The organism is Micromonospora sp. NPDC126480 (assembly GCF_040302465.1).
Lineage (GTDB): Bacteria > Actinomycetota > Actinomycetes > Mycobacteriales > Micromonosporaceae > Micromonospora.
Genome location: NZ_JBEORU010000007.1, coordinates 151,178 through 169,431, shown reverse-complemented (window position 1 = coordinate 169,431; position 18,254 = coordinate 151,178). Strand labels below are relative to the sequence as shown.

The 18,254-nt window shown below is 73.3% G+C and carries 24 protein-coding genes, 1 tRNA gene and 2 pseudogenes; 18 read left to right on the top strand and 9 right to left on the bottom strand.

Translation table 11 applies throughout. The features are described 5' to 3' along the window. Positions 1-4: 4 nt before the first annotated feature. From ABTW87_RS09440 to ABTW87_RS09430, 3 genes are read left to right on the top strand one after another with little or no spacing between them, the layout of a single operon-like run. Positions 5-859 (top strand): PHP domain-containing protein, encoded by an 855-nt coding sequence (locus tag ABTW87_RS09440; RefSeq protein WP_350650174.1) that lies wholly within the window; start codon positions 5-7, stop codon positions 857-859. 40 nt (positions 860-899) lie between these two features. Further along, complete coding sequence (locus ABTW87_RS09435) at positions 900-1,514, top strand: MarC family protein (protein WP_350650172.1); 615 nt, start codon at positions 900-902, stop codon at positions 1,512-1,514. 31 nt (positions 1,515-1,545) lie between these two features. Next, complete coding sequence (locus ABTW87_RS09430; protein WP_350650170.1) at positions 1,546-2,451, top strand: RecB family exonuclease; 906 nt, start codon at positions 1,546-1,548, stop codon at positions 2,449-2,451. Between the two features lie 21 nt (positions 2,452-2,472). On the opposite strand, the gene ABTW87_RS09425 is transcribed toward ABTW87_RS09430, so the two are convergent. Then, positions 2,473-3,336, bottom strand: coding sequence for an oxygenase MpaB family protein (locus ABTW87_RS09425; RefSeq protein ID WP_350650168.1), 864 nt, complete (start codon positions 3,334-3,336; stop codon positions 2,473-2,475). 43 nt (positions 3,337-3,379) lie between these two features. After that, positions 3,380-3,808, bottom strand: a complete 429-nt coding sequence (locus tag ABTW87_RS09420) for a Fur family transcriptional regulator (RefSeq protein ID WP_350650166.1) — start codon at positions 3,806-3,808, stop codon at positions 3,380-3,382. A 196-nt stretch (positions 3,809-4,004) separates the two neighbouring features. Here ABTW87_RS09420 and ABTW87_RS09415 point away from each other — a divergent pair, with 196 nt between their 5' ends. After that, positions 4,005-4,487 carry a DUF2231 domain-containing protein gene (locus tag ABTW87_RS09415; RefSeq protein ID WP_350650299.1) on the top strand — a complete coding sequence of 161 codons (483 nt, stop codon included), beginning with the start codon at positions 4,005-4,007 and terminating at the stop codon, positions 4,485-4,487. Positions 4,488-4,493: 6 nt separating this feature from the next. Here the strand turns inward: ABTW87_RS09415 and ABTW87_RS09410 are convergent, their stop codons facing one another. Then, positions 4,494-4,823 carry a hypothetical protein gene (locus ABTW87_RS09410; protein WP_350650164.1) on the bottom strand — a complete coding sequence of 110 codons (330 nt, stop codon included), beginning with the start codon at positions 4,821-4,823 and terminating at the stop codon, positions 4,494-4,496. 86 nt (positions 4,824-4,909) lie between these two features. Between ABTW87_RS09410 and ABTW87_RS09405 the strand changes: the two genes are divergently transcribed. Further along, positions 4,910-5,095, top strand: coding sequence for a hypothetical protein (locus ABTW87_RS09405; protein ID WP_350650162.1), 186 nt, complete (start codon positions 4,910-4,912; stop codon positions 5,093-5,095). Positions 5,096-5,174: 79 nt separating this feature from the next. Further along, positions 5,175-5,375 (top strand): hypothetical protein, encoded by a 201-nt coding sequence (locus ABTW87_RS09400; RefSeq protein ID WP_350650305.1) that lies wholly within the window; start codon positions 5,175-5,177, stop codon positions 5,373-5,375. A gap of 62 nt (positions 5,376-5,437) precedes the next feature. Here the strand turns inward: ABTW87_RS09400 and ABTW87_RS09395 are convergent. Both ABTW87_RS09395 and ABTW87_RS09390 read right to left on the bottom strand, forming a co-directional pair. Next, positions 5,438-5,668: pseudogene (locus tag ABTW87_RS09395) on the bottom strand (FmdB family zinc ribbon protein); the annotation flags it as partial. Next, positions 5,649-6,278 carry a 5-formyltetrahydrofolate cyclo-ligase gene (locus tag ABTW87_RS09390; protein WP_350650160.1) on the bottom strand — a complete coding sequence of 210 codons (630 nt, stop codon included), beginning with the start codon at positions 6,276-6,278 and terminating at the stop codon, positions 5,649-5,651. The gene ABTW87_RS09390 and the pseudogene ABTW87_RS09395, both read right to left, overlap by 20 nt. An 85-nt stretch (positions 6,279-6,363) precedes the next feature. On the opposite strand from ABTW87_RS09390, the gene ABTW87_RS09385 reads away from it, so the two are divergent. The 7 genes from ABTW87_RS09385 to ABTW87_RS09355 all read left to right on the top strand — a co-directional run bounded on the left by ABTW87_RS09385 (position 6,364) and on the right by ABTW87_RS09355 (position 13,502). Continuing rightward, a complete protein-coding gene (locus tag ABTW87_RS09385) occupies positions 6,364-8,562 on the top strand; it encodes a GGDEF domain-containing protein (protein ID WP_350650158.1) in 2,199 nt (732 codons plus the stop codon). A gap of 9 nt (positions 8,563-8,571) precedes the next feature. Beyond that, complete coding sequence (locus ABTW87_RS09380) at positions 8,572-9,525, top strand: UTP--glucose-1-phosphate uridylyltransferase (protein ID WP_350650156.1); 954 nt, start codon at positions 8,572-8,574, stop codon at positions 9,523-9,525. Next, positions 9,522-10,835: a molybdopterin molybdotransferase MoeA gene (locus ABTW87_RS09375; protein ID WP_350650154.1), complete on the top strand. Its 1,314-nt coding sequence runs from the start codon at positions 9,522-9,524 to the stop codon at positions 10,833-10,835. The genes ABTW87_RS09380 and ABTW87_RS09375 overlap by 4 nt, the downstream gene beginning before the upstream one ends. 43 nt (positions 10,836-10,878) lie before the next feature. Continuing rightward, positions 10,879-11,526: a GNAT family N-acetyltransferase gene (locus ABTW87_RS09370; RefSeq protein ID WP_350650152.1), complete on the top strand. Its 648-nt coding sequence runs from the start codon at positions 10,879-10,881 to the stop codon at positions 11,524-11,526. Positions 11,527-11,704: 178 nt separating this feature from the next. After that, positions 11,705-12,562, top strand: coding sequence for a divisome protein SepX/GlpR (gene sepX, locus ABTW87_RS09365; RefSeq protein ID WP_350650150.1), 858 nt, complete (start codon positions 11,705-11,707; stop codon positions 12,560-12,562). 284 nt (positions 12,563-12,846) lie between these two features. Further along, a tRNA-Ala gene (locus ABTW87_RS09360) sits at positions 12,847-12,920 on the top strand. Positions 12,921-13,025: 105 nt separating this feature from the next. Continuing rightward, positions 13,026-13,502 (top strand): DUF4279 domain-containing protein, encoded by a 477-nt coding sequence (locus ABTW87_RS09355; RefSeq protein ID WP_350650148.1) that lies wholly within the window; start codon positions 13,026-13,028, stop codon positions 13,500-13,502. Between the two features lie 122 nt (positions 13,503-13,624). Here ABTW87_RS09355 and ABTW87_RS30205 read toward each other — a convergent pair whose 3' ends face one another. From ABTW87_RS30205 to ABTW87_RS09345, 3 genes are read right to left on the bottom strand one after another with little or no spacing between them, the layout of a single operon-like run. Beyond that, positions 13,625-13,750, bottom strand: coding sequence for a hypothetical protein (locus ABTW87_RS30205; RefSeq protein WP_502891553.1), 126 nt, complete (start codon positions 13,748-13,750; stop codon positions 13,625-13,627). Beyond that, a complete protein-coding gene (locus ABTW87_RS09350; RefSeq protein WP_502891552.1) occupies positions 13,747-14,055 on the bottom strand; it encodes a transposase in 309 nt (102 codons plus the stop codon). Before ABTW87_RS09350 ends, ABTW87_RS30205 begins: the two co-directional genes overlap by 4 nt. A gap of 49 nt (positions 14,056-14,104) precedes the next feature. Next, positions 14,105-14,380 (bottom strand): hypothetical protein, encoded by a 276-nt coding sequence (locus ABTW87_RS09345; protein ID WP_350650146.1) that lies wholly within the window; start codon positions 14,378-14,380, stop codon positions 14,105-14,107. 221 nt (positions 14,381-14,601) lie between these two features. Between ABTW87_RS09345 and ABTW87_RS09340 the strand changes: the two genes are divergently transcribed. After that, complete coding sequence (locus tag ABTW87_RS09340; RefSeq protein ID WP_350650144.1) at positions 14,602-14,880, top strand: hypothetical protein; 279 nt, start codon at positions 14,602-14,604, stop codon at positions 14,878-14,880. Positions 14,881-15,012: 132 nt separating this feature from the next. On the opposite strand, the gene ABTW87_RS09335 is transcribed toward ABTW87_RS09340, so the two are convergent. Beyond that, entirely contained in the window at positions 15,013-15,414 is a 402-nt protein-coding gene (locus ABTW87_RS09335; protein ID WP_350650142.1) for a GntR family transcriptional regulator, read from the bottom strand. A 154-nt stretch (positions 15,415-15,568) separates the two neighbouring features. Here ABTW87_RS09335 and ABTW87_RS09330 point away from each other — a divergent pair. The 4 genes and pseudogenes from ABTW87_RS09330 to ABTW87_RS09315 form a co-directional block, all read left to right on the top strand. Next, positions 15,569-15,916 (top strand): annotated as a pseudogene (locus tag ABTW87_RS09330) (hypothetical protein); the annotation flags it as partial. Further along, positions 15,913-16,221 (top strand): hypothetical protein, encoded by a 309-nt coding sequence (locus ABTW87_RS09325; protein WP_350650140.1) that lies wholly within the window; start codon positions 15,913-15,915, stop codon positions 16,219-16,221. The pseudogene ABTW87_RS09330 and the gene ABTW87_RS09325, both read left to right, overlap by 4 nt. Positions 16,222-16,494: 273 nt before the next feature. Then, complete coding sequence (locus ABTW87_RS09320) at positions 16,495-16,869, top strand: PadR family transcriptional regulator (RefSeq protein ID WP_350650138.1); 375 nt, start codon at positions 16,495-16,497, stop codon at positions 16,867-16,869. After that, positions 16,866-18,239 carry a permease prefix domain 1-containing protein gene (locus tag ABTW87_RS09315; protein WP_350650136.1) on the top strand — a complete coding sequence of 458 codons (1,374 nt, stop codon included), beginning with the start codon at positions 16,866-16,868 and terminating at the stop codon, positions 18,237-18,239. Before ABTW87_RS09320 ends, ABTW87_RS09315 begins: the two co-directional genes overlap by 4 nt. Positions 18,240-18,254: the final 15 nt, after the last annotated feature.

Here is an 18,254-nt window from a genome sequence, read left to right as displayed (position 1 = left end):
CGCGATGAGCCCGCGGATCGATCCGCACGCGCACTCCACCGCCAGCGACGGGACCCTGACCCCGGTGGAGCTGGTGCGCGCGGCGGCGCAGGCCGGCTTGGACGTCGTCGCGATCACCGATCACGACACCACCGCCGGCTGGGATCCGGCCGTCCGCGCCCTGCCACCCGGGCTGCGCCTGGTTCGCGGTGCGGAGCTGTCCTGCCGGTGGTACGGCGAGGAGCCGGCGGTGCCGCTGCACCTGCTCGCGTACCTCTTCGACCCGGCCGACCCGGACCTGACGGCGGAGCTGGCCCGGGTGCGCCTCGCCCGCGAGCAGCGCGGCGAGCGGATCGTCCGGCTGCTCCAGGCCGACGGCATCGACGTGAGCTGGCCGGAGGTCCTGGCCGGGGCGGCCGGGGGGACGGTGGGCCGGCCGCACATCGCCCGGGCGCTCATCCGGGCCGGGCTGGTCGCGACCACCACCGAGGCGTTCGGCCCGGACTGGCTGGGCGAGCGCTACCGGCTGCCCAAGGAGGACATCGAGGTCTTCCAGGCGGTCCGGCTGGTCCGCGCCGCCGGGGGTGTGCCGGTCTTCGCCCACCCGCGGGCCACCCGGCGGGGGCGCATCGTGCCGGACGAGCTGATCGCCGACCTCGCCGCCGCCGGGCTGGCCGGGCTCGAGGCGGACCACGAGGACCACTCGCCGGCCGAGCGGGCGCACGTCCGGGCCCTCGCCGCCGACCTGGGCCTGCTGGTCACCGGCTCGTCGGACTTCCACGGCGCGCACAAGACGGTCCGGCTGGGCGCGTTCACCACCGGGGTCGAGGCGTACGAGCGGATCGTCGCGGCCGGGGTGACCGAGGTCGCTTCCGGCTGATCCGGGTTTCGGCCGGGAACCGCGCGGCTAGGTTGATCCGGTGGATCTCAAGCTCTTCGGCGAGGTCTTCGTGACCCTCCTGGTGATCGTCGACCCGCCGGGCATGATGCCCATCTTCCTGGCGCTGACCGGCCCCCTGCCGGCCCGGGACCGGAACCGGGCGGCATGGCAGGCCGTGGCGCTCGCGCTCGGCGTGATCGTGATCTTCGCGGTCGCCGGGCAGACCCTGCTCGACTACCTGCACGTGGACCTGCCCGCGCTCCAGGCCGCCGGCGGCCTGCTGCTGGTGCTCGTCGCCCTGGAACTGCTGACCGGCAAGGCGGACGATCCCAGCCAGCAGGCCACCTCGAACATCGCGCTGGTGCCGCTGGGCACCCCGCTGCTCGCCGGTCCCGGTGCCATCGTGGCGACGATGCTCTTCGTCCAGCAGGCCGAGGGCGCGGCCGACGTCACCGCGATCGCGGCCGCCATCGTCGCGGTGATGCTCACGGTCTGGGTGGTGCTCCGCTTCTCCGGCGGGATCGTCAAGGTCCTCCGGCCGGGCGGAATCGAGGTGCTGACCCGGATCGCCGGCCTGCTGCTGGCGGCGATCGCGGTGCAATTGATCGCCGACGCGGTGGCCGCGTTCGTCGCCCAGTACGCGACCATGGGCTGACCGTGTCGGTGCCGGGTGGCAGGATCGCGGTGTGCGACGAGCCGGCCGACCCTCCACCTCCCCGCCGCGGCCCCGTGCCGCCGAGCCCGAGCAGCTCGGCTTCGAGGGCATGCCGGAGCGGCTGTTCGTCTGCACCCCCAGCAAGCTCGGGGCGTACGAGGACTGCCCCCGGCGCTACCGCTACTCCTACGTGGACCGGCCGGCCCCGCCGAAGGGTCCGCCCTGGGCGCACAACTCGCTCGGCGCCAGCGTCCACACCGCCCTGAAGAACTGGTACGCGCTGCCCGCCGACCGGCGCCGGCCGGAGGCGCTCGCCACCCTGCTCAAGGGCACCTGGGTCCGTGACGGCTACCGGGACGACGAGCAGGAGCGGGCCGCCTACCGGCGGGCGCTGGGCTGGCTCGAGGCGTACGTGGGGACGCTGGACCCGGAGACCGATCCGCTGGGCGTGGAACGGGTGGTCGCGGTGAAGACCGGGGTGCTGGCGTTCAACGGCCGAACCGACCGGATCGACTCCCGCCAGGGCCCATCCGGCCCGGAACTGGTCATCGTGGACTACAAGACCGGCCGCACCGGGCTGGACGCCGACGACGCACGTGGCTCGCAGGCCCTGGCGCTCTACGCGTACGCGGCCGAGCGGGTGTTCCGCCGGCCGTGCCGCCGGGTGGAGCTGCACCACCTGCCGACCGGGACGGTCGCCGCGCACGAGCACAGCCCGGAGTCCCTCGCCCGGCAGGTCGGCCGGGCCGAGGAGACGGCACGGGACATCATGGCCGCCGAGCGGTCGGTCGCCGACGGCGGCGACCCGGACGACGCCTTTCCCGCCGCGCCCGGTCCGCGCTGCGGCTGGTGCGACTACCGGCGTACCTGCCCGGAGGGCGCGCAGACGCCGGGGAAGGAGCCATGGGCCGCCGTCGACCGGGCCGGCGACACCTGACCGGACCGGCGACCCGGGCGGTCAGCGGGCGAGCGGAGCGCCGGCCAGCCGGGCGGCGCGTTCCTTGGCGGCCTGCTGCAGCGGCCCCTCCCGCCACCGCCGGGGCAGCGCGGCAAGCGCCAGCCGCAGCCCGCGGACGGTCAGGTCCGCCGAGAGCGCGGTGGTCGGCAGGCCGAGACCGCCGTAGCGCCGCCGGGCCCAGGCCGGCAGCAGCGCCAGAGCTGTGCCGGCGATCCCGAAGTACGCCCAGCGGGGCGGCCCGAGGGTCAACCCGACCCGGGCCGGAAGGCTCACCTTCCACGGCAGCGGAGGGGCCGTGAGGAACAGCGCGGTCTCGGCGGCCTCGCGGGTCATCCGCAGCTCGGGCTGGATCCGGCGGTAGTACGCGGCCACCTCGGCGGCCGTACCGGGAACGGTGTCCGGGTCGAGTCCGACCAGGGCGGCGGCGCGCCGCTGCTCGGTGTAGTAGCCGTCGACCTCCGCGTCGGTCAGCGGCAGCCCCGCCCGGCGCGCGGTGTCGAGGAACGATTCCACCTCGGTGACGTGCACCCAGCGCAGCAGGTCGGGCTCGTCGATCCGGAACTCCTCGCCGGTAACCGGGTCGGTGGCGCGCAGCCGCGCGTGCAGCCGGCGCAGCCGCTGCCCGGCCGCCTCCGCCTCGGCCGTGGTGCCGTAGACGGTGGTCCCCACGTAGGTGGCGGTCCGGACCAGGCGGCCCCAGGCGTCCGAGCGGTAGTTGCTGTTCTGTGCCACCCCGGCCATCGCCCGTGGATGCAGTGCCTGCAGGTAGAGCGAGCGCAGGCCGGCGACGATCAGGATCGGCTCGTCGTGCACCTTCCAGGTGACCGAGCCGGGGCCGAACAGGCCGAGATCGTCGGAGTCCACCGACCAAGAGTGCCACGCGGCGGCGTGCCGCCGGCGGTGTCGGTCAGTCCTCGGCCGCGCGCCGGGCCTGGCAGGCGGGACAGAGGCCCCAGAAGGTCACTTCGGCCTCGTCCACCTCGAAGTGGTGAGCTGTGCCCGGGTCCAGGCAGGGGGCGCTGCCGACGGCGCAGTCGATGTCGGCGATGTCACCGCAGCCCCGGCAGACGACGTGGTGGTGGTTGTCGCCGACCCGCGCCTCATAGCGGGCGGGACTGCCGGCGGGCTCGATGCGGCGGGACAGCCCGGCCCGCGACAGCGCGCCGAGAACGTCGTACACCGCCTGGGTGGAGACCGAGTCGAGGCGCTCCCGGACCCGGCGGGTGATCTCGTCCACCTCAAGGTGGCCGCCCGCGGCCAGCACCTCGAGGACGGCGAGGCGCGGCCGGGTGACCCGAAGGCCCTTCGACCGGAGCAGCTCCTCACCTGTGGACATGAGCCAATGACAGCACGCGGGGCAGGGACCGACAACCGAGCTGCGGCGACAGGTGGTCCCGGCCACAGCCGGCGTTTCTGGAAAGACGGTGAACCGGGTGGATCAGGGGTGCGTGTAGCCCCGGTGAGAGTTTTCGGCGGGCGGGCCGGCGCACCGTAGGCTGACCTCCCGCGATCGCATCCTGCCGGAGGTGCCGATGTTCAAGGAGATCATGGGGTTACCAGCGCACGCGCTCGTGGTGCACGCGGTGGTCGTCTTCGTACCGCTGCTCGCGCTGGTGTCGATCGCGTACGTGGCGCTGCCCCGGTTCCGTTCCCGCCTCGACTGGGCGGTCGTCCTGCTCGCCGTGGCGGCACCGGTCACCGCGTGGGTGGCCGTGCGGTCCGGCGAGGAACTGACCGACGTGTTCGTGGCGCGCGGGCTGCAGGGCCCGATCGTCGACCAGATCTTCGAGCACTCCCGGTACGGCGACCTCACCTTCCGGTACGTGCTTCCACTGGCCTTCGCCGCCGTCGCGCTGCTCGTGCTGACCAGCGGTCACCCGCGGGTACCGAAGCTGCCGTCCTGGGTGACCCCGGCGCTGTCGGTGGTGGTCGTCGTGCTGGCCGCCGTCAGCCTCGTGTACGTCTACCTCACCGGGCACAGCGGCGCCGAGGCCGTGTGGGGCAACACGCTCTGACCCGGCCTAGAGGAGCAGGCGCGAGCAGAGGGTGCAGGTCAGCACCACGAGCACCACGCCGGCGACGGCGCCCACGATCCAGGTGACGCGCTGGGCCCGTTGCTCGGCGTGGTCGAGCTGCGCCATGTCCTGCGGGGGCAGCCGCCGCGGCGGTGGCGGCTGGACGTGCAGCGGTGGACGCCAGCCGGCCGGCGGCGGGGTGGTGGCCGGGGGACCGGCGTACCCGTCCGGCCGGCGCGACCGGTCAGGGGCGGCCGGGTCGGCGCCGGCGGTGTCGCGGGGGCCGGGGGCGGGCCGGCGCCAGTAGTCGTCCGGGGAGCTGCCGGGGGTCGTCACGTCGTCCGACGCTACCAACGGCGTGGCCGTCCGGTGCCCGGGCGCGCGGTCCCGGCGGTGCCGGGACTGCGCTACCGTTGCCGCTCGTGACCATCGAGGATCCGGGTTCCGCCGGGGTACGCGGCGACGACGACCGGCCGGTCGACCTGAGCGACGACGATTTCGTGGTGCTGCCCGAGCAGACCGTCGACGACACCGACCGGGGTTGGGGCGAGCGGGCCGGCGGCAACGACGACTGGCTGCTCGAACAGCGCCCGCCGCACTGGGACTGACGCCGCGCCGAACAGGCGGGCCCGGCCGGAGCCGCGGAGGTGGCGCCGGCCGGAGCGCTGCCCCGACCGGAGTCAGGACGTGGCGCTGGCGGCCGGGGCCTTGGCCGGGGACGAGCCGCTGGAGGCACTGCCCGACGAGCCGCTCGACGAGGTCGACGAGGAGCCGCTCGACGAGGTCGACGACGAGCTGCTCGACGAGCCGGAGTCGCCGTTCGACGCGGCGGGCTTGCCGGCGCTGGTGCCGTTGCCGGAGTCGGAGGAGCGGGAGTCGGTGCGGTAGAAGCCCGAGCCCTTGAACACGATCCCGACGGAGTTGAACAGCTTCCGCAGCCGCCCGTCACACGCCGGGCACTCGGTCAGCGGCTCGTCAGAGAAGGACTGCACCGCCTCGAGCTGGTGGCCGCACGCGGTGCAGGCGTACTGGTACGTGGGCACGTTCTCCTCCGGATCTGGCACGGCCGGTTGGCACTCGACGTCTTCGAGTGCCAATGGTGCGGCATCGCCCCGGATTCGTCCAGCGGAAGTGTGGGGCGCGACACCCGCCGGCCACCGGTCAGGCCGGGGCGGCGGCATCAAGCGTACGCAGGCCCTCGGCGGGGGTGACCACGGCACGGACCGGGCGGTCGTGCGGCTCGGCGGGCAGCGCGCCGACCAGCTCGCCGTCGTGCAGCGGCACCACGGTCAGCGCGGTCGCCGGCACCCGGGCGAGCGCCCGGTCGTACGAGCCGCCGCCGCGACCCAGCCGCACGCCCCGGCGGTCCACCGCGAGCGCCGGCACCACCACCAGTTCCGCGCTCGCGACGGCGGTCACGCCCAGCGGGGGCCAGGTCGGCTCCCGCATCCCGCGCCCGGCCGCCACCAGGTCCGCCGGGCCGGTCCAGGGCGCCCAGTCCAGGTCCAGGTCGTCGCGCAGCACCGGCAGCAGCAGCTCGGCGCCCTCCGGCAGCGCCGCGTGCAGCACCGCGGGCAGGTCCGGGCCGCCCGGCTCGGAGGCGACCGGCACGTACGCCGTCATCCGGCGCGGGCGCAGCCGGCGTACCAGGGCCACCAGCTCGGCCTGGACGCGCCCGGCGGCGTCGGCGCGCTGCGCGGCGGTCAGCGACCGGCGGCGGGCGAGCAGCGCGGCGCGCACGCCCCGCTTGGCGGCAGGGGGCACTTCCGCTCCATACGAAAATTCCGGCACGCAACACTCCTGACGCAAAGCTCATCACGGCGTGGCTCTGTGTCAGCATCGCAAGCATCGGCCGGCGAAGTTCCGGGGGGACCGAGTGACACTACGGGGGCGCCTGACCGCAGCCTTCCTGACGGTGGTGCTCGGCCCGGTCCTGGTCGGTGCGTTCTTCGTGGGGTCGGCGGTGGCCGCCGTCGACCGCAGCCGCTCCACCGAACGGCTCGCGGTGGCCGCCGCCGCCGTCCGCACCTCGATCGACGCGCTCTGCCAGCAGCTACGGGCGGCCGCCGACGCGGTGGCCCTCACCGGTGACCGCGCCACCGCCGCCGGCCAGGTGGTCAGCCGGGGCCTGGCCGTCGCCGTGCTGGTCACCGACGTCACCGGCCGGGTCGTCCACGCCACGCCGGGGGCGCCGCCCGCACCCTGGCGGGACTGCTCCACGGCCGACGCCGCGGCCGGACCGCCCCGGGCGCTGGCGGTCCGGGTGGACCTGCGGGACGCCGCCGGCGCGCCGCTGGGCGCGGTCACCGCCGCCCAGCCGGTCGACCCGGCCTTCGTGGCGCGGCTCGCGGCGGTCACCGGGGTGGCGGTCACCCTGCTCGACAGCACCGACGCACCCGCCCGGCTCCGGCACACCACCGAGTCGGACGGGGTACGCGACGCCGTGCTCGCCGCCGTCGGTCGGCTCGACAGCGAGCGGGTCGTCGGGACCGCGGACGGCCGGTACGTGCGCCGGGTCGGCCCGTCCGAGGGGCAGCCACTCCCGCTGGTGCTGTCGGTCCCCAGCGACCAGCCGCCCGGCCTGTACGCCGCACTGATCGCCGCCGTGTTGCTGGCCGCCCTGCTGGCGGTCGCCGCCGCCTGGCGGCTGGCCCGGGTCACCACCCGGCCGCTGGTCGAGCTGGCCGGGGCGGTCGACCGGGTGGCCCGGGGTGACCTGACCGCCCGGGTACCGGTGCGCAGCCGCGACGAGATCGGGCGGCTGGGCGGCGCCTTCAACCGGATGACCCGCGAGACCGGTACCTACGTGGCCGCGCTGACCAGCAGCCGGGACCAGCTGCGCGGCCACCTGGCGGTGCTGGGGGACACCCTGGCCAGCACTCACGACCTGCAACGCATCCTGCGGGTCATCCTGCACAGCGCGATCGCGGCGACCGGCGCCCGGGCCGGCGCCGTCCTCCTCGTCGACCCGGGCGGGCTGCTGGTCGCCCAGGCCACCGAGGGACTGACGCCACCCGACGGCGCGTCCGGGCCGGTGCGGGTGCCGCTGGGCAGCGGCGTGGTGGGCGCGGTCGCGGTGACCGGGGAACCGCGCCGGGGCCGGGTGGACCCGTCCGCCGTGCCACCGGGGGAGCCGCGCTGCCGCACGTACATCGCGGTGCCGTTCGCGGCGCCGGGCGGCGACGTCACCCGGGCCGAGGGTGCCGGCGGCCGGGTCGCGCCGGAGGGCGCGGCGCCGGCGGCGGTGCTTGGCGTGCTGGCCCTCTACGACCGGCTCGGCGGCGACGAGTTCGACGACGACGACCTCGTCACCCTGCGCACCTTCGCCGGCCACGCGGCGGTGGCGGTGGACAACGTGCGGGTGCACGAGGAGGCCCAGCGGCTGTCCCTCACCGACCCGCTGACCGGCCTGTGGAACTACCGCTACCTGCGCGAGTCGATCCGCCGGGAGGTGGAGCGGGCCAGCCGGTTCGGCCGCATGCTCAGCGTCCTCGCCCTCGACCTGGACCGCTTCAAGCACGTCAACGACACCTACGGGCACACCGCCGGGGACACGGTGCTGGCCGAGTTCGCCCGCCGGGTCCGTGGCGAGATCCGCGAGGTGGACCTCGCCTTCCGGCAGGGCGGTGAGGAGTTCGTGGTGCTGCTGCCGGAGACCGACGCCCGGGGCGCCACAATCGTCGCGGAGCGGCTCGGCGACGCGATCCGGACCACGCCGATCGCCGTCAACGGGCCGGGCGCGCCGGTCCTGGTGCCGGTGACCGTCTCCATCGGCATCGCCGTCTACCCCGATCACGGCAGCAACGGGCAGCAGGTGCTCGACGCGGCCGACGAGGCGCTGTACGCGGCGAAGGCCGGCGGGCGGGACACCTGGCGGGTCGCCCCGGCGGCGCGGGCCGCCCCGCCGGTCCGGGAGATCCCGGTGCCCGCCGGCGCGGTGAGCCCGGAGGACGGGCTGCCCCGGGCGGGCGCGGGTCGGGAAGCGTCCGACCCCGACACCGGCCCCGGGCCGGCCGCTGCCGGCGGCGGCGCGTCTTCCGGTCCTCACCCGCCACGACAGAGCCGTGGCCGATAGTCTCGCGACATGTCGGAGCACTCAGCGAACCCCTCAACGACGGCCGCGACCGGCCGCCCCCGCGCGGTCAAGGCTGTCATCCCGGCCGCCGGGCTCGCCACCCGGTTCCTGCCGGCCACCAAGGCCGTGCCCAAGGAGCTGCTCCCGGTGGTCGACCGGCCGGTGCTGCAGTACATCGTCGAGGAGGCCACCCAGGCCGGCATCAACGACGTCCTGCTGATCACCGGGCGCGGCAAGACCTCGATGGTGGACCACTTCGACCGCCGCCCCGACCTGGAGGAACGCCTAGAGAAGAAGCCCGACCTGCTCGCCGCCGTCAAGCGGACCGAGGAACTCGCCGCCATCTACACCTGCCGGCAGCCGGAACAGCTCGGCCTCGGCCACGCCGTCGGGTACGCCGAGTCGCACGTCGGTGACCAGCCCTTCGCGGTGCTGCTCGGCGACGAGTTCGTCAAGCCGTCCGAGCCGCTGCTGCCGGCCATGCTGGAGCTGCAGGCCCGCACCGGCGGCGTCGTGCTCGCCTTCTTCGAGGTCGACCCGGCCGAGACGACGCGGTACGGCATCGCCTCGGTCGAACCCGCCGAGCCGGAGTTCGGCGACATCGCCGACGTCGTACGGGTCACCGGCATGGTGGAGAAGCCGAAGCCGGAGGACGCCCCGAGCAACCTCGCCGTGCTCGGCCGCTACGTGCTGCCCGGGCGCATCTTCGACGCGATCCGGCGCACCGAACCGGGCAGCGGTGGCGAGATCCAACTGACCGACGCGATGGAGATCCTCCGTACCGAGGGGGTGCCGGTGCACGCCATCGTCTACCGGGGCACCCGCTACGACACCGGCATGCCGCTGGGCTACCTGCAGACCGTCGTGCAGATCGCCGCCGAGCGCGAGGACCTCGGCTCCGAGTTCCGCAAGTGGCTTGTCGAGTTCGTCAACTCCGACGCGTCGGGCGGTCCGAGTACATGACCGCGACGGCCGACGCCGAGGCGGCCGCGAACGAGTTGACGCCGCTCGCCGACTACCTGGGCAGTGTGCTGCGCAGGTTACGCGCGCTGCCTCCGCTCGACCTCGACCTCACCCAGGCGTACGGCAACGTCCTCGCCGAGGACGTCGCCGCCCCGCACTCCTTCCCGGCCTTCGACCAGGCGGCCGTCGACGGGTACGCGGCGCGCTGGGAGGACATCGCCGGCGGCGGCCGGGGCGTGGGCTACGTCCCGGCCCAGGCCGGCTCGCCGGGCGGCCGCGCCGTCCGGCTCAACGTGGTCGGTGACCTCGGCGCGGCGAGCTGGCGCCCGGTCCGGCTCACCCCGGGAGCCTGCTTCTCGGTCGCCGCCGGAGCGCCGCTGCCGATCGGCGCGGACGTGGTGGTCCCCGTCGAGTGGACCGACCAGGGCATGGCCGCGGTGGAGATCCACCGCACCCCCAAGCGCGGGTACGGCGTCCGCAAGGCCGGCGAGGAGATCAACGCCGGCGCCCCGCTCGCCCGCGCCGGCACGTACGTCTCACCGGCGCTGGTCGCGGTGCTCGCCGCCACCGGCATCGGGCACGTGGTGGTCCGCCCCAGCCCGCGGGTGGTCATCGTGGCCACCGGCGACGAACTCGTCGAGGTGGGCCGCGGCAGCCAGCCCGGCCAGGTGGTGGACGTCAACTCGCACGCGCTGACCGCCGCCGCCGCCGAGGTCGGCGCCCTCGCGTACCGGGTGGGGATCTGCGACGACGACCCCGAAGGGCTGCGCGGCCTGCTGGAGGACCAGACCCTGCGCGCCGACCTGATCATCACCACCGGCGGCACCGGGACCGGGCCGGGCGACATGGTGCGGCGCATCATGTCCCGGCGCGAGGGAAGCCGGGCCGGCCCGGTGACCTTCACCGAGGTGGCGCTCTACCCGGGCACCGCCCTGGGGTTCGGAACGGTCGGCCCGGAGGAGGTGCCGGTGGTGTGCCTGCCCGGCGAGCCGGGCGCCGCACTGATCGGCTTCGAGGTGCTGGCCCGGCCGGCGATCAACCTGCTCGCCGGGGCGGAACCGGTGTTCCGGCCCAGCGTCCGGGCACACCTGCTGGAGACGATCTCCTCACCGGCCGGGCTGCGCGAGTTCCGCCCGGCACACGTCGCCGAGCGGCGCGGCGGCGGCTACACCGTCCAGCCGCTGCGCGGTGGGCCGCTGACGCTGTCCGGGCTGGCCGAGGCGAACGGGCTGATGGTGCTCGGCGAGCGGGTCACCACCGCCGCCGCCGGCTCCACCGTGGACGTGTTGCTGCTGGACCGACGTCGGTGAGGTGTCTTGCCCTCGGTGCGCCGAGGGGCGGAGGATCGACCGAGTGAGCCTTCTGGGACGCCGTACGCCCGGCTGGCCGGTCGTGCTGATGGACGGCCTGGTGCTGCTGCGCCCGTACCGGCGTTCGGACGCCGCGGCCTGGTCCGAGGTACGCCGCGCCAACGAGGCCTGGCTCGCGCCCTGGGAGTCCTCCCTCCCCGGCGGCTGGGACGAGCTGAACTCGCCCGCCGCCTTCCGCTGGGTGTACCGCGACCAGCGCCGCTCGGCCCGGACCGGCGAGAGCATGCCGTACGCGGTCTGCCTGCGGGAGGACGGCCGGGAACGCCTGGTGGGGCACCTGAACATCGGCAGCATCGTGCGCCGGGCCTTCTGCTCCGGCTACGCCGGCTACTGGGTCGACGCCCGGGTCGCCGGGCGGGGAATCATGCCGACCGCACTGGCCCTGGCCGTGGACCACGCCTTCGGTCCCGGCGGGCTGCACCGCATCGAGGTCAACATCCGTCCGGAGAACCGGCCCTCCCGCCGGGTGGTGGAGAAGCTGGGCTTCCGCGAAGAGGCGTACCACGTGCGCTACATGCACATCGACGGCGCGTGGCGTGACCACATCGGGTACGCGATGACCAGCGAGGAGGTGGCCGCCGACGGCGGCCTGCTGGCCCGCTGGCACCGGTTGCGAGCGGCAACCGGGTGAACCGTCCCACCCGTGACGATCGGCGCGGCGTGGCCGCATCCGGCAGGACCGCCCGTAACCTCAGGTAACTGCAAGCTGCGGCAAACGCGGCCCGCCCGTACGATCCTCGCCCCCGAGGCTGATCGGTGAAAGATCCTGCGGTCGGGTGGCGGTTGCTCCGAACTCGGTGACGGGAGGGGTGAGGGTGCCGACGTCGGTGCTCCTCGCCGTCCTCGCCGCCGCCGGCCTGCTCGCTCTCGCCCCGGCCCTGGTCCGCCGGTACGACGCCACCGAGCGGCTGGCGGCGGAGCGGGCGCAGTCGACGGCGCGGGTGCTCCAGCGCCGCCGGCGGCGCCGGACTGTCCCGGGACGCCGGCCGGTGAACCCGCCGCGTACTCTCATCATCACCCTGAGTGAGGACGTGTCCACCGGCCGCCTGGCCGCGCCGGTCTCCGCCCCGCCCGCCGGGTCCCGCCGGTCGGACCGCCTGCGTGCGGTCCCCCCGGCGTCCCGTGGCCGGCGGCTGCGGACGGGCGACCCGGGCACCGGTGTCCGCTCGGGCGGTGGCCGGTCGAGCGCCGGCCGTCGCCGGCCGCCGCGACGCCGCCAGCACACCCCGGCCGTCTACCGGCGGCGTCGGGTGCTGGCCGCGCTGCTGCTGCTCAACACCACCGAACTGGTCGGCGTGCTTGTCGTCGGCCCCGGCTTCTGGATCAGCTTCGCGGTCACCGGCACCCTGCTCATCGTGTACGTCGTCCACCTCCGCTCCCGCGCGCTCGCCGACCAGCGCCGCCGACGCGCCCGGGCCCGCGAGGCGGCCTGGCTGGCCGCGCGGCAGGCCGAAGTGCGCCGGGAGCAGGCCCGCCGGGCAGCGGCCCGCCGCGAGGCGCAGCGCCGCCTGGCCGCCCAGCGCGAGGCGGTACGCCGTACCGCGATGGGCCTGGACCGGCCGGCGGACCTGCCGGCGGCGGCCAACGGCGGCACCGTCTCCTACCGGCGTACCGGCGGCCTGCGGGGCCGCCCGTACCAGTCCGGCGGCGGCCCCCACTCAGCCTGACCACCCCCTGACCGCGCCGCGCCGCGCGCCCCGCGGCCTCGCGCCGCGCGCGCCGCGAGGCCGCAACTTCGGGGAAGTTGTGGCCTCGTGCGCAGGTGAAGGGCGCAACTTCCCCGAAGTTGCGGTGTCCCTGGCGGTCGGCCACCTCGATGCGCAGCTTCCGAGGGGGCCCTGGCCGCCGCGTCGGCCGGGGGCAGTTCGCGGGGAGGGCCGGTGACCTGTTAGCCTTGTCGCCGGCCCGCCCGGTGCACGCCGGGTGGGACCGACGCCGGTCCGCCGGCGGAGGGGCTGTGGCGCAGACCGGTAGCGCACCTCGTTCGCATCGAGGGGGTCAGGGGTTCAAATCCCCTCAGCTCCACCCAGCTCAAAGGCCGTTTCCGCCAGCCGGAGACGGCCTTTTTCGATCTTGTACAGCAGTGAAGTACAGCAGCGCCGAGGGTACGTGCGCAGGTAGGGTCCCTCGATGATCGTCTCGCAGTACGTGTACTTCGCGCTGAGCTCCGAGCGGGTTTCGGCCGCCGAGATCACCGCGAGGCTCGGCATCGAACCGGACGAGATTGCCGTTCGTGGCAGCCGCGTGGCTAGCCCTGCGAGGCCTGCGTGCCACCGGTGGAAGATCACCTGCCGCAAGCCCGGGTTGACGGTCGACGAACAGATCAGCCGGATCGTGGATCGGCTCTTCGACCACGCGGAACGCATCGGCGAACTTGCCGTGGAGCTGGACGCCATCGATGGAGAGCGCGGAGCGAGCGTGCTGCAAGTCGTCCGTGTGTTCGAGCATCCGGATGGCGAGGAAGAAGACCTGACCAGCCCGGTCGAAGGACTGGAGAAGCTCCCCGGTCAGCACCAGTTGCTGGGCTGGCATGTCGACGCCCGGGTGCTGGAGTTCCTTCGGTTGACGCGAGCCGAGCTTGACGTGGACGAGTACGCCTACGGATGAAGCTGGCTGTGGCTAGAGGAACTGCTCGCCGAGCCTGGTGAGGGCGGTTTCGGTCGCCTCCGAGGCGACCTGGGCGTAGATGTTCATGGTCACGGCGATCTGGCTGTGCCGCAGGATCCGCATCATGCCGCCACCTGCTCGGCACTGGTGACGGGTCGGGCCAGCCACCGGTAGTAGGGCTGACGAGCGATCTTCAACACCCGGCACGTCACCGCCACGGGGATCCCGTCGGCGGCCAGCTCGCTCACGAGCGGGTAGAGCCTTTTCCCGGCAGATGCGCCTGCGACAAGTAGGCAGCGGCCCGCCGCAGGACCTCGTTCTCCTGCTCCAACAACCGGATCCGCTTACGCGCCTCCCGCAGCTCGACCGACTCGCTGCCGGCCGTCCCAGGGGCGGCGCCGGCATCGACGTCGGCCTGGCGCAGCCACTTGAACAAGGTCATCGGGTGCACGCCGAAGTCCTTGGCGATCTGCTCAACCGTCACGCCTGGCTCGCGGTCACGAGCCACACGCACGACGTCGTCACGGAACTCTCGGGGATAGGGCTTGGGCACAGCGACATCCTTCCAGCCTGCCCACCGGGCAAGCCAACTCAGATGTCACCTATCGGTGCAGCAGACCCGCGGTATCACGGAGTTTCATTCCGAGCAGGTCACCGTAGGTGGCGCTGGCAATGCTGTCGAGCAGGTCCCGGAACACCTGGAGTTCGAAGGTAGCCCGCCGTTCGCGGATCAGCACCTCGTCTGCTCGCTTGCCTTGTCGCCAGGTGAGGAAGATGCCGAGGACCGCCAGACCGAGGGCGACAATGGCGGCGAGGGTGGCGGTGGCGTTGAGGAGCAGGGACGTCCAGTCAAACCAGGTCGGATCATCTGTCGGCACGTCTACCGACGGTGGCACACGTCCGCAAGAATCCCCGAGTCCAAGATCAGGCCGTTTACAGGCCGTCAGGCCGTCGCTAGGCCGTCAAATGTCGACCAACGATGACCACGACCGACCATCGACGCCCAGACATAGAACCAGCTCAGAGCCTTGGTCGCGGCTCTGAGCTGGTGGGCGACGGACGAGTCGACCTGTACGCCGGATTCTGCGAGCATCGGATCATGTCTCGGCCGCGCCGCGCGCTGATCGCCGGCACCCTGATGCTTGTCTCAGCCGCCGTGGTCGGGTGCTGTGCTCCGGCGTTCCTGGAGCCCCAACCGCCGTGGGTTGACCCGGTCGCCGACCGGGCGGAGTGGGACAGGATCCTGCCGTGGCTCCTCGCTGCGGGCGGCGGATTCCTCCTGATCGCGTTTCCTCTCCTGGCCTATGGGCTCGTTGGGTGGCGGATGGAGCAGCGTGCCCGGGTCGCGGCGAGGGGTGGCCGGCGACAGCAACGGTGACAGCAACGAGCCGCGACACGGACAGCCGCCGGCCGCCGTGCGCGGACATCGTCCGAGGTCGCGGACGCGGACGGACAACGCCGGACGACGCGCCCAGAACTTACAAGCGAGGGGTAGCAGGTTCGCGCGCCGCTAGCGTCCGACGCGGATCCGGTCTGCTGGGTACAGCTCGCGGGAGCCATCGGCGCGGAACACCACCAGCACCGGAACACCCTCGCCGATGTCCAGCTCGCGCCGCTCAGCGGGGGTGGGCATCCGGGCGGAGGCGGTGTCGCCTTTGCGAAGGGTCACCGTCTCGCTTGGCTCCATGCTGCGGACGAACGTGCCGCGAGGCGGTTCCACGATCACGAGCCCTTCCGACCGGAGTAGCGCTATCGCTTGCCGGACGCTTGTTCGGCTCAGCCCGTACTCCTGAGCCAGCCGCAGCTCACTTGGCAGTGACGCGCCGGGAGCGAGATCGCCGGACATGATCCGGTCACGCAGTAGGTCCGCGAGCTGCCGGAACACTGCTCGATCCGCGCTGGGGTCGATCACGAATGTGACGCTACGTGTCCAACAGCTCTACAGGTTATTGTATCTACAGTCCTACGTCATTACGGTGAGCGTCAGGTGCGCGGTCGGATGACCATGCGAGGCCCGGCCGCCGTGCCGTCGACCAGCCGAAGGGAGATCCAGTGCGGCGTGTCTCGTACGACGAGTACCTGCTTGCCGCAGCGATGACGCTGGCGCGACGGCATCGGCCCGTGTGGTCCTGGCGGCGGTGGCAGCGGGTCTGCCGCTGCGGAGCCGATCTGCCCTGTCGTGCCCGGCACCGGATTCCAATCAACCGTGGCCATTGGCCGGGGGAGGGCGAACAGTGAGCGACGGGCAGGAGCAGATGATCCTCGCGGTGCACGTCCGAGGGCTCGATGGCATGTGCGCCAGCTGCCGCGCCTGGTGGTCGCGGCTGACGCCGTACCCGTGCTGGCACGTCGAGTGGGCGACCAGCCGCCAGGCCCGGACGATCACCGTTCGCTTCCTGGAGGGTGTGCGGTGACCACCCACGGCCCGGTCATGCCGATCTGGGGCTGCGGCGGCTGCGGCCTGCCGTGGCCCTGCCCGACGCGGCGGCGGGAGCTGCGGGCGGAGTACGCGGACGCTCCTGTGTCGCTGGCCCTCTATCTCGGCTCCTACCTCGTCCAGGCCGCCGAGGACATGCCCTGGACGCCGGCCGGCGTGCTGCACCGCCGCTTCCTCGGATGGGTCAGGGCGGCCGATCCGTCGATGCCAGCAGTACAGCAGCGAAGTACAGCAACCGTGCCAGCCGAACCGAGCCGAGCGGGACCTGAGCAGGCCCGCTGACCTCGCATCACACCCGACGCGACCCGCTCGCCGACAGTTCGCATCGAGGGGGTCAGGGGTTCAAATCCCCTCAGCTCCACCCAGCTCACGAAGGCCGTCTCCGCCAGCCGGAGACGGCCTTCGTTGATTTCCACACCATCCCGGCTGAGGATCACCGCGTCGCTCAGCGCCCCCGGTGCGCGCCCAAGAACATCGGGGAAGGCTCTGGCGCGCGGACAATACCTAGAACTACTATGCATTGCAGTTCTAGGTGTACGCGGCCCGGGAGGTTTCGTGAAGGTCACCAAGGATCTCGTGGCCGCCTCGGCGACCCCGATGGTGCTGGGCATCCTGGCCGAGGGGGAGAGCTACGGCTACGCCATCCTCCGGCGGATCAACGAGCTGTCCGGCGGAGAACTGGACTGGACCGAGGGGCTGCTCTACCCGTTGCTGCACCGGCTCGAGCGCCTCGGTCACGTGCAGTCGAGCTGGCAGTCGGTCGCTGGGGAGCGGCGGCGCAAGTACTACCGCATCACCGACACGGGCCTGGCCGAGCTCGCCGAGCAGCGCCGCCAGTGGGACACCGTCGTGGGTGCGCTCAAGGAGATCTGGCTGGCGGCCGGCGACTTCCGGCCGTCGCGGGCGCTCCCGATGGGGGGACCGGCATGACCGCGCCGGACGGACACGACGAGCTGGAGACCCAGTTCGCGGAGTGGCGCCGGTACGTGCAGCGCCGCCCGGAGCTGCAGCGGACCGACGCCGACGAGCTGGAGGACCATCTGCGGGGCTCCGTCGACGAGCTGATGGCCACGGGCCTGCGTGCCGACGAGGCGTTCCTGGTCGCGGTCAAGCGCATGGGGCGCCTGGACGACCTGTCCCGGGAGTTCGCCCGCGAGCACTCGGAGCGGCTGTGGAAGCAGTTGGTGCTGACCGGCGACGCCGACGGCGCGGTGGTGGACGCCCGGTCCCGGCGTGACCTGTACGCGATGGTGCTCTGCGCTGCGGGCGCGGCAGCCTCCGTGAAGGTCCCGGAGCTGTTCGGGATGACTCTCGACGACGACGGCTCGTTCTACGCGCCCAACTACAGCCTGTTCGCGCTGCCCTGGTTGGCGGCCTTCCTGGCCTGGCGCCGCCGGGCCCGGTCCGTGCTGCTCGGCGTACTGCTGGGGCTCTTCGTGCTCGGCGCCGTGGCGGCGAACGCCTACCCGCTCCGGGACGATTCCCAGTCGCTGGTCGTCACCAGCATCCATCTCCCCATCGCGCTGTGGCTCGTGGTCGGCCTGGCCTACGTGGCCGACGATCTCCGCTCGTCGCGACGGCGCATGGACTTCATCCGCTTCACCGGCGAGTGGTTCGTCTACTACGTGCTCATCGCCCTCGGTGGTGGTGTGCTGACCGCGTTCACCGCCGGGACCTTCCAGGCCATCGGGATCAACCCGGAGGTCCTCATCTCGCAGTGGATCCTGCCCTGCGGCAGTGTGGCCGCGGTGGTGGTGGCCGGCTGGCTCGTGGAGGCCAAGCAGAGCGTCGTCGAGAACATCGCCCCGGTGCTCACGCGGCTGTTCACCCCGCTGTTCACCGCCGTGCTGCTGGCCTTCCTCGTCGCGCTCGGCTGGACCAGCGCCGGCATCGACGTCGAGCGGGAGGCGTTGATCCTCTTCGACCTGCTGCTGGTCGTGGTGCTGGGGTTGCTGCTCTACTCGATCTCGGCCCGCGATCCGCTGGCGCCGCCCGGCCTGTTCGACAAGCTGCAGCTCGCCCTCGTGGTCAGCGCGCTCGTCATCGACGTGCTGGTGCTGGTGGAGATCACCGGGCGCATCACCGAGTACGGCACCACGCCCAACAAGGCGGCGGCCCTCGGCGAGAACGTCATCCTGCTGGCCAACCTCGCCTGGTCGGCGTGGCTGCTGTGGGGTTTCGTCCGCCGGCGGACACCGTTCGTGGCCCTCGAACGGTGGCAGACCGGCTACCTCCCGGTGTACGCGGTGTGGGCCTGGGTGGTGGTGCTCGTCTTCCCGCCCGTGTTCGACCACCTGTGAGTGCCGTTCCGCCCG